Source organism: Robinsoniella peoriensis, assembly GCF_000797495.1.
In the GTDB taxonomy this organism is placed as follows: domain Bacteria; phylum Bacillota; class Clostridia; order Lachnospirales; family Lachnospiraceae; genus Robinsoniella; species Robinsoniella peoriensis.
In genome coordinates this window covers 44,056-59,356 of sequence record NZ_JTGN01000008.1, presented here as the reverse complement: position 1 = coordinate 59,356, position 15,301 = coordinate 44,056, and the positions used below count along the sequence as shown (strand labels likewise).

Annotated in this window: 7 protein-coding genes; all 7 read right to left on the bottom strand. The window is 42.6% G+C overall.

All coding sequences use genetic code 11. The features are described from left to right. Window positions 1–8: 8 nt before the first annotated feature. The 7 genes from QR40_RS17095 to QR40_RS17065 all read right to left on the bottom strand — a co-directional run bounded on the left by QR40_RS17095 (window position 9) and on the right by QR40_RS17065 (window position 15,186). Window positions 9–1,766: a sensor histidine kinase gene (locus QR40_RS17095; RefSeq protein ID WP_044296102.1), complete on the bottom strand. Its 1,758-nt coding sequence runs from the start codon at window positions 1,764–1,766 to the stop codon at window positions 9–11. A 269-nt stretch (window positions 1,767–2,035) separates the two neighbouring features. Beyond that, window positions 2,036–8,596 (bottom strand): glycoside hydrolase family 2, encoded by a 6,561-nt coding sequence (locus tag QR40_RS17090; protein ID WP_044296101.1) that lies wholly within the window; start codon window positions 8,594–8,596, stop codon window positions 2,036–2,038. A gap of 167 nt (window positions 8,597–8,763) precedes the next feature. Next, window positions 8,764–10,662, bottom strand: a complete 1,899-nt coding sequence (locus QR40_RS17085; protein WP_044296100.1) for an ABC transporter ATP-binding protein — start codon at window positions 10,660–10,662, stop codon at window positions 8,764–8,766. After that, window positions 10,640–12,406, bottom strand: a complete 1,767-nt coding sequence (locus QR40_RS17080; protein ID WP_044296099.1) for an ABC transporter ATP-binding protein — start codon at window positions 12,404–12,406, stop codon at window positions 10,640–10,642. Before QR40_RS17080 ends, QR40_RS17085 begins: the two co-directional genes overlap by 23 nt. Before the next feature lie 168 nt (window positions 12,407–12,574). Then, window positions 12,575–13,012, bottom strand: coding sequence for a MarR family winged helix-turn-helix transcriptional regulator (locus QR40_RS17075; RefSeq protein ID WP_027295489.1), 438 nt, complete (start codon window positions 13,010–13,012; stop codon window positions 12,575–12,577). 100 nt (window positions 13,013–13,112) lie between these two features. Beyond that, window positions 13,113–13,799: a hypothetical protein gene (locus tag QR40_RS17070; protein WP_044296098.1), complete on the bottom strand. Its 687-nt coding sequence runs from the start codon at window positions 13,797–13,799 to the stop codon at window positions 13,113–13,115. Beyond that, window positions 13,789–15,186, bottom strand: coding sequence for an AAA family ATPase (locus QR40_RS17065; protein ID WP_044296097.1), 1,398 nt, complete (start codon window positions 15,184–15,186; stop codon window positions 13,789–13,791). Before QR40_RS17065 ends, QR40_RS17070 begins: the two co-directional genes overlap by 11 nt. Window positions 15,187–15,301 lie beyond the last annotated feature (115 nt).

The following is a 15,301-nucleotide window of genomic DNA, read 5'->3' as shown; positions in this document are numbered from 1 at the left end:
TTCATGAGCTATCCCATACTTTTACGCGGTATCTCAATAGTTGTTCTGGTGTATTTTCCAGGTTCACTCACAATTTTCATCTCACACGTCTCTCCAAAATTCAGCTTCAGCCTGCTGTAAACATTGGATATTCCAATGCTGTAATTGTCCTCCTTATCTTCTTTTGGTTTTAATATCTCACGAATCTGAGCTTCTGTCATGCCCTTTCCATTATCTTCAATGACAATGCAAAGCTTGTCTTCTTCATGATAAGCCCGCAGCTGTATTTCCCCGATATCCTCCATTTCACTAAATCCATGGACGATACAGTTTTCTATAATCGGCTGCAGAATCAGCCGGGGTACCCGGTCCTCCATGCATGCCTCCCCTACATCTGCTGTATATTCAAATCCATCTGAATAACGCACTTTCATCAAGAAAATATAGCTGCTGAGCACCTCCAGCTCTTCCTTCAGGCTGTAAAAACTTCCGTTTCTGCGAAAAGAACAGGACAAAATGCGAATTAATGCTTCCGCCATATTTTTAATCCCATCGAACTTTGATACCTGAGCCATAAAGCGGATCGAACTCAGTGTATTTACCAAAAAGTGCGGGTTAATCTGTGACTGCAGTGCCCGTATCTCGGCTTCGTGTTTCATTTGCTGCTGCTGCTCATTGTCATGAATCAGTACTTTCAACCTGCGCACCATGCGGTTGAAGGAATGGATCATGGTTCTGATTTCTGACTGTCCGCTGATTGGAATATGAATGTCAAGGCTTCCTCCTTCTACCTGCTTCAGCCCTTCAATGACCTCATTGACCGGATGTATAATACGCTTTAAGAAGATGCTGGAAAACAGGTAAAATAAAATGAAGAGTATTACGGTAATCACTATAATAATACAAGCAATTTTATTAAATTCCTCCAACAGAATCTCTGAATCTACCACGCTTACCAGCTTCCAACCGGTTGGGGTAATCTCTTTTACCAGATATGTAAATGCCGTTAAACCTAAGCGCTCTCGATATATACTCTGGTTCAGATCCAGATCATTTGGAAGCTGGATTTCCTGATCGCTGACATTCAGGAGCACTTCTTTGTTTTCGTCCACCAGGTACATGGTTCCAAGACTGCTTTCTTTGTTATATTCCCGAAGCATATTTCCGATTTCAGACTGAATAAACAAGGTTGCCATCTCAATTTTATTCGTTCTGTCCAGACTGTTGTCCGGGGACAGCCCCGCTGCAATGGTAAACTGATATTTTGTCTTTAGAGAATAGGTTACTTTAGACGAATAACTGCCTATACACACATTATTCTTGTTCGACAATGCCTGCTGATACCACTTTGACTGTTTGATCTCAGTCTGGGGTATTACCAGGTCATCCTTGATATAAGTGTTGTCCCCGCTGACCATATAGAACACGGAAGCCAGCATATCATCACTTGGGATCATCATATAATTGAAAGTTTCCCGTAAAATCTTTTCAAAGTTATATTTGTTAAATGCATTGCTGTCATCTGTCTGTGCCGCCAAAGCCAATACATCACTGTTATTTACATTACACAGATGAGACAGACGCATGGAGACATTGTCTATCTCTTCTTCCAGGGTCTTCTCTACATTAGCCTGAACCAGTTCAATTTTTTCTGTGGCGGAACGAAGCATCATCGTCCTGACTATGGCAAACGACCCTATGATAATAAATAGAATAGGAATCACAATTAACAATAAAAAACTACTGTAATACGTAAATTGTAAACGGTTTTTCTTTTCTGTAAACATAACTCATCCCCCAAATCCTCATTATCTTTTCCGATTATAACATGAAGCTTTTGAAGATACAAACTGATAAATGGGATTTAGCCGCTTTTTGGCGGCATGCGGGTATTCGCGGGCATTTGCGGGTATTTGCAGGCATTTGCAGGGAAATCCTGATGCATTTCCCGGCTCAGTGACCGCTTCGTATCCAATAGGAGCCAGTCGAATACGATCCGCCAAAAATCAAAAAAAGACTGCTTCCAGCCATAAAAACCGGAGCAGTCTTTTCTCAATTATTTAATCTTTACCGTCTTTGCCGGATTCCCTTTTTTGAAGGTTTTCTTATAATCAGATGCCTTTTTGTTTGGCACATTAATATAAGCGTTCTTATGGATTCCGCTGAATGCTTTGCTGTAAACTTTGCTGACTTTTGTTGATTTTATTACGATACTCTTTAATACTTTGTCATTATAGAATGCTTTGCTTCCGATGCTTTTCAGTCCTTTACCAATTGTAACGGATTTCAGTTTTCTGCATCCTGCAAATGCGTAAGAGCCGATTTTGCTTACATTATCTGCAATCTTAACTGTCTTTAATTTGGTATTGTTTTTAAATGCATTCTTATAGATCTCCGTAACCTTGAAGGTATAACCATTTAATTTTACGGTCTTTGGAACACTGATGGAGGTATATGATTTTTTCTTTGCCTTCATTACTTTTACGGTTCCGTTTTTGGATGAAGATTTTGTTACTTTGTATACAAGACTGTTGACGGTATAGACTGCATTTTTCTTAGGTACCTTCGGAGCGGCCGGTTTCACCTTGAGCTGTGCCATTGCATCACTTAAGTTCTTTGCTGCCGCATTTACTGCTGCCTGGTCGTTCTTATTAACTGCTTCTGCTGCTGCCAGTGCCGCTTTTACCTTAGCATAAGAATCGGCGGTATACTTGTTCACATCCAGTTTCTTCGCTTCTGCAATCTTCTGGTTTAATACACTTAAGTCTGCAGGTTTTATCTTGAGCTGTCCAATGGCATCACCTAATGCTTTTGCTGCTGCATCTACTGCTGCCTGGTCTTTTTTATTCACTGCTTCCGCTGCTGCCAGTGCTGCTTTTACTTTGGCATAAGAATCTGCCGTGTATCTGCCTGGGTCTAATTTCTTCGCTTCTGCAATTTTACTGTTCAATACCGTAAGATCAACTGGTTTTAATACCAGCTGGTTAAGCGCTTCTCTGACTGCTGTAACTGCCCCGTCAATTTCCTGCTGATCGTAACGATCCGCATCCAGGGCCGCATCCAGAGCTGCTTTGAGTCTGCTGTAAGAATCTGCGGTATATTTGCCCGCATCTGCTTTTTGTGCTTCTGCAATGATTTCATCCAGCGCTTTTGGATCTGCCGGTTTCATTAACCCGCCGTCAATAAACTGGTTGTTGACTGCAACGTTGTCGATGGCCGAAGTTCCATTTACATTCATGATACCAATCTGACCTGCGGTAAATGCCGAATCTTCTGCTATCATAAGCGCTTCTCTGTTGTCATTTTTATAAGCCTTGATAACTGAGCCCTGCATTTCCACAGTTAAACGGTATGTCCTGCCTGCCTGAAGGCGCATGCCGGTTTCCGCCAGAACAGTAGTCCTGCCATTTTCCGATTTTACAATCTGTACTTTATCATTTTCTGCATCTGCAACCAGCTGATAGCCTCTGATTCCTGCTGACCCGCTTACGGTACGCAGCAGCATTGCGGTTACGGAGTCCTCTGTTCCCGGTTTTACATCTGCTGCAAACAGAACATCTTTTATTTTATTGCTGTCAATCAGGGAGTATGCGCCCTTAGAAGCGGAAGTATAAGCTCCGTCCACGGTCTTCCAGTTTCCGTTTGCTTCCCATTCATCACTGCCTTTTTCAAATGTGCTGCTATAACGCGGGATGCTTGCCACATGGATGTTGTCTAATGTGGCTGCTACACGGTAGCCTCTGACAGCTGCGCCGCCTTCCAGATACGTAGAATCATTAATGTCTACACATGGAACCTGGGCATCATCTACATAGATCTGGATCCGGGAACCAAATACTGCAATGCGGAGTGTATGTGTACTTCCTACAACCAGTTCCGGAACGGTAACTTTAGCAAGCTCTTTCCATCCCTGGCTCATGCGTCCAAGCTGTACATAACGGTCACCAATACCTGCATAATATCCATTGGCACCATCCGGTCCAATATTATAGTTAGAAGAACGGAATAAAAATCCTGCATTTCCGTTTATTCCTGATGAGTTGGTTACTTTGATATCCATTTCGTAGATACCGTCTGACATGGAGATGCCCTTCATTATCATTTTATCTCCCTGATCAGAAGCGCTCATATTCAGTGCGCCGTTTACGACGTTTCCACTCCATGCACCACCCATGATTTCATATCTTTTTGCATAATCTGCATCGCTGAAATCATCCGTTATTTCAACATCTTTTACGGTATCATCGATTTCCGACTTAACTGCTTCATAGGATTCCGGTGAAACCACAAGATCTGCTACTGGATTGGTTCCGGATGCATTTACCGTGATTCCTCCGGTAAAACCGCTTCTGTCAAATACATTTATAGCAGCTTCCGGGTTGTTATCTGCAAATACACGAATCTGTTCGTCAAATAAGGTTACTTTTACGTGATGGTTTCCTGCTGCCAATTCTGCTGCATCTCCAATCACCTGGTTTGTCTTCTTATTTGTAACGGTAATACTGCTTCCGCCGTTTGCAAGAGCGATAACATATCCTTCTTTTTCGCCCGTTCTTACGTTCAGGCTGGAATTGCCGGATAAGACACCTTCAACACTGTAATTATCAGAATCTGTCTTAATATTTTTTACTGCCGTTACCTGATCTGCTTTTTCAATGTCTTTTGGATTTAAGATAATGGTAGGATTTACAGCATATCTTCCGTATACGGAGTTGTAAATACGAAGTCCGTTTTGATTTGCTGCATCCTCTTTTACAGCGTAAGTAACTTTCATTACTTTACTGTCACCCATAGCGGCTTTAATTTCAGCCAGTTTTTCCTTTGATACACTTAAATTTACCAGATAACCAAAGTCACCTGCACTGGTTGCACCGTTATATGGAGCATTCAGGGAAAGTGTTCCTCTCATATCCCTTGGGTTGTCCGGAAGATAAACCGTGTCAACCTCTATGCCGTTTACATAAACGGTCATATCCGATGCCCGCTCCCTGCCCTCTGCTGTCTGGCTGTATGCAGAGCTGAAAGAAGAATGGTTCTTATCAGTTCCTGTCTGACCTTTGAAGGATGATGCCTCAGCAATAATTTTAAGGCCATTTAACGTATCCAGGTTAAAGTTTTCCGGCAATGTATAGCTGTAATCCTGGCTTCCGGTTCCTTCTGTGGTAACCATCCTGCGGTCATTAACAGCTGCTTTCATGGTAATGGAACCATTTTCATTATCCAGAACCAGTTCTTTATTCTCGCTTGACGGATCTGCAACTACGATATTGGTAAAGTTTTTCGCAATTTTTGCTCCATCCGGTCCTTCTATCCATACGGTTAAAGTTCCAACACAAGCCTGGGCAGGCGCATGGAAGGAAAGGCTTGCTTCTGCTTTTTCATAAGGGATAATTTCCATTCCCAGTGTACCGGCAAGGTCTGTGCTGATATTGTTTCCATAGATGTCTGTTCCGTCGAAACGCCATTTTACAACGGTATTTTCCGGTACATCATTTGTCCAGCTCATTGCCATAATCTTTGTTTTTATCTTTGCTCCCGGTTTTACATTTTTAACCGGACTGTCTACGATTCCGATATAGGTCTCCTGTACTAAATCCTGGATTCCCATGTCACCGCCATATGCAATTTCATCATAGCCAAAGATCTTCTTCTGCCTGTCATAGGTCAATATTCCGTTGCGCTCGTATTCTACGTCAAATGGCTCTGTATATACAAATCCGCTTTGTTTTTCATATCTTCTCTGAACATCTGTCATAAATTTAAAGCAATAGGAGATGTCAAAATCGCCGTCATAAGCAGCAACACCGCCGTACTCACTGTTCAAAAGGGGATCGCCATCCTGCTTAAAGCCGAACTTATAGTTATTTTCTGATCCTACATATGCATTGTTAACCCTGTTCTCCACATCACCTACAGTACCGTCATAAGATTTTGGATACATGTGGTATGTATTCAGGTCAGACGGCTGAACGTGGTCACTGTTGCAGGGACTCATATCCTCAATCAGCATATTCGGATATGCCCCTTTTGTCTTATTATATAAGTACTCTACCCACTCTGCCGTACTCTTGCCGTCAGATGCTTTTACGTTCCGGTTCTTGCCGTTATCATTATATGCCGCATACAGTCCCCAGGTTTCGTTGAACAGCATAACGGACACAATTGACGGATGGTTATAGTTCATTTCCATTGCAGCATCCAGGCATTCTTCATAATATTTTCTGCCAAGCGCCTCGCCGCCTTCTTTGGAGGGCACCATAGCGGTTGCATGCGGCATATCCTGCCATACCATCATTCCTAATTTATCACACCAGTAATACTGCAGCGGATCTTCAATTTTCAGATGCTTACGGATCATATTGAATCCGGCTTCTTTCATTGCCAGAATATCATATTTTAAAGCATCTTCGGATGGTGCGGTATAGATTCCCTCTTCCCAGAAGCCCTGGTCCAGAAGTCCTGACATATAAACAGGTTCATCATTGAGATAAATATATTTTACACCCAGGTCTTCATTGTAATATTTCGCTTCTACCTTACGAAGTCCAAAGTAAGTAGAAAGTTCATCCAGTACATTTCCATCCATATCCTTAACGGTCAGGGTACCCTGGTAAAGATTTGGATCATCGTAATTCCAGAGTTTCTGGTTTGCAATGGCAATCGGGGAAAGTTCCACCTCGTTGTCACCTGATTCTACCTGAATCTCCTGGCTTCCCTCTACCACGGAACCGGTAGGGATATCCACGTCATTTTCCATGTCATATACGGTGCTTGCAAAATCATATTCCACTGTAAGTGTCTGGTCTTTATCTGTGGTTACATCCAGATCATAAGTTACCGTAGCATTGTCAATATCCGAAACTGCTTTGGCATTGTCCAGATAGGTTGCACTTCTGGCTTCCATACCCACTGTCTGCCAGATTCCGCTTGTATGGATATATCCGCAAGGTGCGTTTCTTCCCTGTTTACCAATCAATGCCGGATAGCTGTCATCGCCGTAGCTTCCTTTATCCTCTACCCAGAGCGTTATAACATTGTCTTCGCCCGCTTTCATATGATCTGTGACATCCATTTCAAATGCGCTGTACCCGCCAATGTGTTCTCCGACTTCTTCCCCATTGACCCAGAGCTTGCATTTCCAGTCAACGGCTCCGAACTTTAAGAAGATTTTTCTGCCTTCCCAGGACTTGTCTACACGAACTGTTTTCTTGTACCATGCCTGACCTTTATAATCAGGGTCACTGATACCGCTTAAAGAAGATTCCCAGCAGAACGGTACGTTAATGGATCTTGAAAATTCCTGATCCGGATTATACCAGCCTGCATTTTTTCCTTCTTCATCTGCGTCAAAGTCGAACTCCCAGATTCCGTTTAAGTTTACATAGGACTCTCTTTCCCAGTCTGCCCTTGGACGTTCTGTTCTTGTTGGAACTTCCTCTGTTCCCGGTTTTACAATGATAAGGCCTTTTGAAATCACGGCAGTATTGCTCTGTTTGATTTTCAGCTTGTATGTACCGGTTTCCATATTTGGGATTACAATTTTTGCTTCTTCATTTTTTTGTGAGGTTACTTCTGCGTAGACAGGAGTCTTCAGGGATTCACCGGAAGTCTTTACAATCTCAAAACTTTCCACCTGATCCAGTCCAAAACCATTTACTGTTACATCCCCCTTAAAGTCTTCGCCTTCCTTCAGGTTCGCTTGGGAAGTATCGATGCTTCCAATATAAATTCCATTATAATCAGAGGGGAGGAAAAATGCAGATGACGGAATGGTACTCTTGTCCTTCAATCCTTTGTTATTACTCCAGGATAAAGTGGCATGTGCGCCTCCGCTGTAGTCAAAATATTCTACTTTAATATCATAGAATTTTCCTGCTTCTAATGCTACTCCTTTACTTGTCTGTAATATATCCCAGGACTCGCCGTCCCAGTAATTAAACAGCTGCTCTCCATTCACCCACAGTCTGATTCCATTGTCAGCAAGACCGTAGAAGGTGTAATCCGCTGTTTCCGGTACCCGGATTCTGCCGCTCCAGCGGATGCCGGCATAATCATCTTTTCCCGTTGTAAGCATCAGCTTGGCATTCAAATCCCCGTAATTAATATTATAATCAATACCTTTTGACTTGAGTGCATCCAGTTTCACATTCTTTCCACTACCGGAAGTCGTATAATATTCTGCAAACAATCCATTTACATCCACATTATTGACTGCTGCTGCATTTTTATTCTTTGTCTCCCTGGCAGTTTCAGTCTCGTTTTCTTCTGTCAGCTGTGTCTCGGTTTCACTCATTGTTTCTTTTTCTGTTTCCACCTGGTTTGTCTCTGCAATTGTCTCTGCTTGCGACGTTGATTCCCTTACTGCTTCTGTTTCTGTCTCCACCCGGCTGACCGGTTCTGTTTCTGGTTCTGTTTCTGACTCTGTCTCCTTAATTGCCTTTGCAGTCCCAGGGGGCAGTGCATCGCCGGGGTCTTCATTTAACTCCGCTGTTTCTGCACTCCCCGTGGACACATTATCCGGTTCTGCCGCCAGTACATTCGTATACGGTGACAGGTTGGATACTACCATACCGACAACCAATGCCATGCTCAATAGTTTCTTTCTTCTCTTGCCCATAATGTCCTCCTTCTTAAGGTTTGTTTTGTGTAAATCGTACAATTTATATACGAATTTTCACCTTGTCTTTGACATTATAGCACTAGCAATTGGCATTTATCGTTGCAATTTTTTGAGTATTTTTTACACATTTATGATATTCTTATACTTTTATACAAAATATCCCCTTATTCTAACTCAAAAGCTCCTGTATAGAGCTGGTAATACTTCCCTCTGTCACTGATCAGTTTTGCATGGCTTCCCCGTTCTATAATCCGCCCCTGTTCCAATACCATGATCACATCTGAATTCTGTACCGTGGATAATCTGTGGGCAATTACAAATACCGTTCTTCCATGCATCAGCCCGTCCATTCCCCTTTGAACAATAGATTCCGTTCTGGTATCAATGGAAGAAGTGGCTTCATCCAGAATCATAACCGGAGGATCAGCCACTGCCGCTCTGGCTATTGCTATCAGCTGCCGCTGTCCCTGGGAGAGGCTGCCTCCGTTTCCGGTAATTACCGTATCGTATCCATCCGGCAGTCTCCGGATAAAACTGTCTGCATTTGCCAGGCGTGCCGCTTCAAATACTTCTTCTTCAGTAGCATCCAGTTTTCCATACCTGATATTTTCCATAATGGTTCCGGTGAAAAGATTGGTATCCTGCAATACAATACCCAGGGAACGCCGAAGGTCGTCTTTTTTAATTTTATTAATATTAATATCGTCATAACGGATCTTACCGTCTGCCAGATCATAAAAACGGTTGATGAGATTGGTAATTGTTGTTTTCCCTGCTCCCGTTGAACCGACAAATGCCAGTTTTTCCCCCGGTTCTGCATACAGCGTTATGTTATGCAGCACGATCTTATCTGCATTGTATCCGAAATCCACATCGTAGAACCGTACCTCTCCTTTTAGTTCTGTATAGGTCAGTGTTCCATCCCCATGAGGATGCTTCCATGCCCATAGTCCGGTACGCTCTTTTGCTTCTGTCAGGTTTCCTGCTTTGTCATAGACTGCATTTACCAGCGTTACATACCCTTCATCCACTTCCGGTTCTTCGTCCATCAGATTAAAAATACGTTCTGCGCCAGCCAGTGCCATAACAACCATATTTAACTGGTTGGATATCTGGCTGAGGGGATTTACAAAGCTTCTGCTCAACTGCAGGAAGGAAGCAATCGTTCCGATGGTAAGCCCGGCCATTCCTGTCAGCGCCAGTGTCCCTCCCAAAATAGCAATTAACACATACTGGAGATTTCCCAGATTTCCCATAACAGGCATTAATATATTGGCAAAAGCATTTGCCTGAGTGGCATCAGCACAAAGTTCCTCATTTTTCTGGTTAAATTCTTCCTTAGCCTTTTCTTCATGGCAGAATACTTTAATTACTTTCTGCCCGTTTATCATCTCTTCAATAAAACCATTCAGCCCCCCCAGCGCTGCCTGCTGGCGGATAAAATAGTAGCCGCTCTTTCCCGCGATCAGCTTCGTCACGTTCAGCATAATAAATACAAAAATCAGCACAAATATGGTCAGCTGCCAGCTGGTAAACAGCATTGCAAAAAATACGGACACAATGGTGATCATTGAAGAAAACATCTGCGGTATGCTCTGAGCCATCATTTGACGCAGCGTGTCGGTATCATTTGTATAATGACTCATAATATCTCCATAGGCATGGGTATCAAAATACCGGATGGGCAATGTCTGCATTTTTGCAAACATGGAGTCTCTGATATCTTTGAGAATTCCCTGGGCAATTACAACCATAAGCCGGTTATAGAGCAGCGTTGCCACAACACCAGCCAGATAGATGCAGCCCATAAACAGGACAGATCTCAGAAGCGGCGTAAATACAGGCGCCGCTTCCAGTAAAAGCGGTGTTATATAATCATCGATCAGCGTCTCCAGATACAAAGAGCTGGCTACACTGGTCAGTGCACTGATCAGGATACAGATAAGCACTAAGGTAAAGCGCAGTTTATACTGCCCGATATAGGACAAGAGTCTCTTCACTACTTTTCCGTTTACTTTTTCCATTGTTTTCTTTTCTGATTTATTTTGACTGTTCTGATTCATCTTCCACGCCTCCTTTCACCTGGGATTCATATACTTCTCTATAAATATTACTGCCTGCAAGCAGTTCTTCGTGGGTACCCACATCCTGTATATACCCGCCGTCCATAACAATGATTTTGTCCGCATCCTGTACGGAGGAGATACGCTGGGCGATAATAAATTTCGTTGTATCAGGAATTTCTTCTGCAAATGCTTTTCGTATCATGGCATCGGTCCTGGTATCAACGGCACTGGTTGAATCATCCAGAATTAATATCTTTGGCTTTTTAAGGAGGGCCCTGGCAATACAGAGGCGCTGCTTCTGGCCTCCCGATACATTACTTCCTCCCTGTTCTATATAAGTATCATATTTATTGGGGAAACTCTGTACAAAATCATCCGCCTGGGCCAATATACATGCATGTATCAATTCTTCATCCGTTGCAGACTCATTTCCCCAGCGGAGATTCTCCTTAATCGTTCCGGAGAAGAGAATATTCTTCTGCAGCACCATAGCTACCTGGTCCCGGAGGGTTTCTATATCATAACTGCGCACATCCCTGCCTCCAACCAGAAGATTGCCGGAAGTCACATCATACAGCCTTGGTATTAACTGGACAAGGGTGGTCTTTGCCGCACCGGTTCCACCGATAATCCCAACGGTTTCACCGGATTTAATTTCCAGATTTACATTCTTCAGGCACAATTTATTTTGATCATCTGCATAACTGAAATTTACATCTGCGAATACTACGGAGCCATCTTTCACTTCCATTACCGGATGTTCCCCATTTTTCAGGCTGCTTTCCTCAGTAAGAATTTCTACGATACGCTCGGCAGAAGCTCTTGACATGGTGATCATTACAAATACCATGGACAACATCATCAGACTCATCAGTATCTGCATTGCATAAGTAATCAAACTCATTAACTGTCCAGTTGACATCCCCACTGCCGGATTATTTCCGGATGCCACAATTGCCCTTGCACCAAACCAGGAAACCAGCAGCATACATGCATACATACAAAACTGCATCAGCGGCATATTAAAAGCCAGCAGTTTTTCTGCCTTTGAGAAATCAGAATAAATACTGCCGGAAATCTCCTTAAACTTTCCGTTCTCATGTTCTTCCCGTACATAGGACTTTACCACCCGGATTCCGTGAAGGTTTTCCTGGACAACATTATTTAATTTATCATAGGTACGGAATACCCGTTCAAATATGGGGTGCGCTTTTGTCATAATCACCCAGAGTCCAATCCCCAGTATAGGTATGGCACATAAGAAAATAAAGGCCATCTGCACATTAATGCCAAATGCCATAATCATGGAAAACACCAGCATAATCGGGCTTCTCACCGCCATTCGTATAATCATCTGATAAGCGTTCTGCACATTTGTTATATCTGTGGTAAGCCTTGTAACGATACTTGCCGTTGAAAATTTATCAATATTAGAGAATGAAAAGTTCTGTACATTATAATACATATCTTTTCTCAGATTCTTTGCAAATCCTGCCGAGGCGCTGGCTGCATACTTGCCTGAAAGTGCCCCGAATATGAGGGATATCATGGCGGATACTACCAGAAAGATCCCCATTCTCCATATGTATCCCAAATCCTTACCATCGATTCCATAGTCAATCAGCATTGCCATAAGAAGCGGTATAATTACCTCCATTACAACTTCCAGCGATACGAAAAAAGGAGTCAATAAGGAATCCCGTTTATATTCCCGTATACTTTTCATTAATTTTTTAATCATTTTTTTACCTCCACATTATCTGTTTGTACACGAATAATTCGTATACATACTGTTTGTAGCCAAACATTATAGGGAAAATATAAGAAACACGCAGATGCATGTTTCTCATATCTATCCCAGCTTACCGGCCGGGTCCGCCAGTTCCTACTGCAATCGTACAGCAGCCGCCTAAAGAGTCTCAAGATTTACTCTTAACCTGTCCATCATGTTTAATAAGGCTTCCACTTCTTCCTCCGTAAACCCTTGGACAAGCATCCGTTCCGTATCTTCTATATGCTGCCTGACTTTCTGATACATTGCTTCTCCCGTTTCCGTAAGTATCAGTTTCTTTAATCTTGCATCCTCCGGAACGCTGACTCTGTATATTAATCCATTCTTCTCCATCAGCTTCAGTATTCCGGTTACTGTTGAACGGGTAATCGTAAAATCGCGTTCAATATCCCTCTGGAAGATATCCTGCCCCTTATGTTCCTGGAGATAGCCTATAATCCAGGTCTGCATGGGTGTAACGTCCTGCATTCCCTGCTGCTTTTTCTCTGCTTCTATCCTGCGGCCCAGCAGATTGGAAAGTGCATGTATTTCACGTCCAACGTCTCTTTTTCTCATTTACGATCCCTTTCTTACATAAAATTAGCGCTATAACTGTTTGGTCACAAACAATTATAGCGCCGAACTAATTTTATGTCAATCACTTTTTTTACGCTATTCACCCCTGAAATGCCAATTGAAAATTAGTAAACCTATTCAGCGAATTTTCCCCTTCCTGTATAAAATCCCAGGTTTCTTTATAGGTTCCATCTACCGCCACCTGATTTTTTCCTAAAAATTCAATGAATTCTTCCGGCTTTCCCTCAAACCTCTCTGCAAAAGTATCCGAGTACTCCCATTTTTCTTCACTGCTAAACTCCCTCAGTTCATTAAATAACACATGCTCCAGATTACAGGACATATAATAAATGCAGTAAGGCACTTCGTTAATTTTACCGGTAGCTGAGAGCTTATATAACAACTCTGATTTCAATTGATTTCGCTTTATCAGAGAACCTACATTTGAGGTTTCAATGTGGTCGGTATAGTAAACCGTGGGACCTGACTTTTTTTGTATGACATTTTCCGCAGTCACAAATGCACCATCCAGGTCAGACAGATGGATGACTTTTAAGATATCCTCATCCGTGTATCTGTATTTTGTTTTAACATCCTCCATACAGTCATTGATTCTCTTAATAATCGTGTCAGAGTTCACATTTCCCCGGGCCGTGATGTCCCCATGAATTACGTGAAACTTTACCTCACTGCTTGAAAAATACTCCTTCACAATAGATCCGATTGCTCCTTCATCGCTGGGACCTTCCACAATAAATATAATCACTTTCTTCTCTTTATCTGGCATTTATAATTTCCCTCCCTGCTTTACGAAATGACCTTGCAATCTTGATACTGTCCGTATCGGTATAGATACATTCCTGTTGTCCGCCTAAGGTGATGCTGCGAATATAGGCATCCCGCAGATTCAGGCTGTTTCCCGTATGCTCCATTCTGATATACCGGTTGTCCGGGTTGGCTGTGGAAAACAAGATACTGTCATTGCCCAACATTTCTAAAGCCCGCAGATTGTGGGAAGTGAATATCAGCTGCCCTTTTGCCCCTTTATTGAATATATCCAGAAGCTCTCCCAATAGATATTCATAAATACCGGCGTCCAGTTCATCCACAACCAGGCAGATGCCCGGATCGCTGTATGCCCGGATCAGCACATTGAGGATGGAAATAATCTTAACGATTCCATCTGACTCAAATCGTATGGGAATCTCCATCTCACCACGCCTGGAAGTAAGATCCACCTTTCGCCCGACACCGCCATTCTCCACAAGCTGCTGTCCATAATCTTTAATATCCAATGTCATACCCGGTATAATGGTGGCAAGTACGATATTTATTTCCCCCACAATTTGCTTCAACAGTTCAAAACGGCTTTCCTCCACAAGAGTGGGTTCTTTTAAAGCAATTACAAAATCACCTCTGGTGGCTGACTTGCGGTCTGTAACCCGAAATGCCACGGGCAAAAGAAAATCCGCGCTGATTGCACCGGAGTGCGAATCCCGGATAACAAATAGATCCATCATTGCATAGTTGTATAGGGACTGAATCAAAAATGCATAATCCAGAAAATTCTCCCCACTCTCATTACAGAAAATCTCCCGGCTGGTCTCTCCAAAGATGTAGGAACAATTATGAATCCGGGCAACTTTTTTTGCTACAATCAGGTTCGTACCGTTCTCTTCATTTCCAAGAATCACATCCTCCAGCATTTCTTTTGGCGTAAATACACCTTCCGTATCTTCTGCAGTATATTCCATAAATAAATACTTTTGTGTGTACTCACCCTGTACGATCTTAGCAGCCGATAATGATTCTTTTGAAATAACAGCAGTATTTTCTTCTGTTCTGCGGAACCAAAGCTCATACTCCACCTCAAACTGCCGTTCCTTTCCGGTCACCAGAAACACTGCTTTTACTTTAGCATAATCCTGCCCGCTGGTAATATAATTAACCAGTTCTTCCGGAATACTAAGCCCCATGATTATCTTCTGCACATAGAAAAGCGTATCAATTACCGTAGTCTTTCCGGAGCCATTTTGTCCGTAAATCCCCAATATTTCAGAAGTATCCAGCACTATGCCCTGATGGATCCGGGAAGGCATCTCTACTTTTCCATATGCAGTATTTTTAAAGTTTTTTATTTCTACCGAATGCAGCCTTACAATGATGTCATCCATAATTTATCTCTCCTCCGATATATGAAGTATTTCTACATTATCCCCGATTCTGATACTTTGTATTCCATGACAGAAAAAAAGCAAGGCAGCTATTCCTGTTTATAAACATAACCTG

What these genes read in the sequence shown, in the direction of transcription:
- QR40_RS17095 (WP_044296102.1), bottom strand. Translation starts at nt 1,766, where the DNA reads ATGTTTACAGAAAAGAAAAACCGTTTACAATTTACGTATTACAGTAGT.
- QR40_RS17090 (WP_044296101.1), bottom strand. Translation starts at nt 8,596, where the DNA reads ATGGGCAAGAGAAGAAAGAAACTATTGAGCATGGCATTGGTTGTCGGT.
- QR40_RS17085 (WP_044296100.1), bottom strand. Translation starts at nt 10,662, where the DNA reads ATGAATCAGAACAGTCAAAATAAATCAGAAAAGAAAACAATGGAAAAA.
- QR40_RS17080 (WP_044296099.1), bottom strand. Translation starts at nt 12,406, where the DNA reads ATGATTAAAAAATTAATGAAAAGTATACGGGAATATAAACGGGATTCC.
- QR40_RS17075 (WP_027295489.1), bottom strand. Translation starts at nt 13,012, where the DNA reads ATGAGAAAAAGAGACGTTGGACGTGAAATACATGCACTTTCCAATCTG.
- QR40_RS17070 (WP_044296098.1), bottom strand. Translation starts at nt 13,799, where the DNA reads ATGCCAGATAAAGAGAAGAAAGTGATTATATTTATTGTGGAAGGTCCC.
- QR40_RS17065 (WP_044296097.1), bottom strand. Translation starts at nt 15,186, where the DNA reads ATGGATGACATCATTGTAAGGCTGCATTCGGTAGAAATAAAAAACTTT.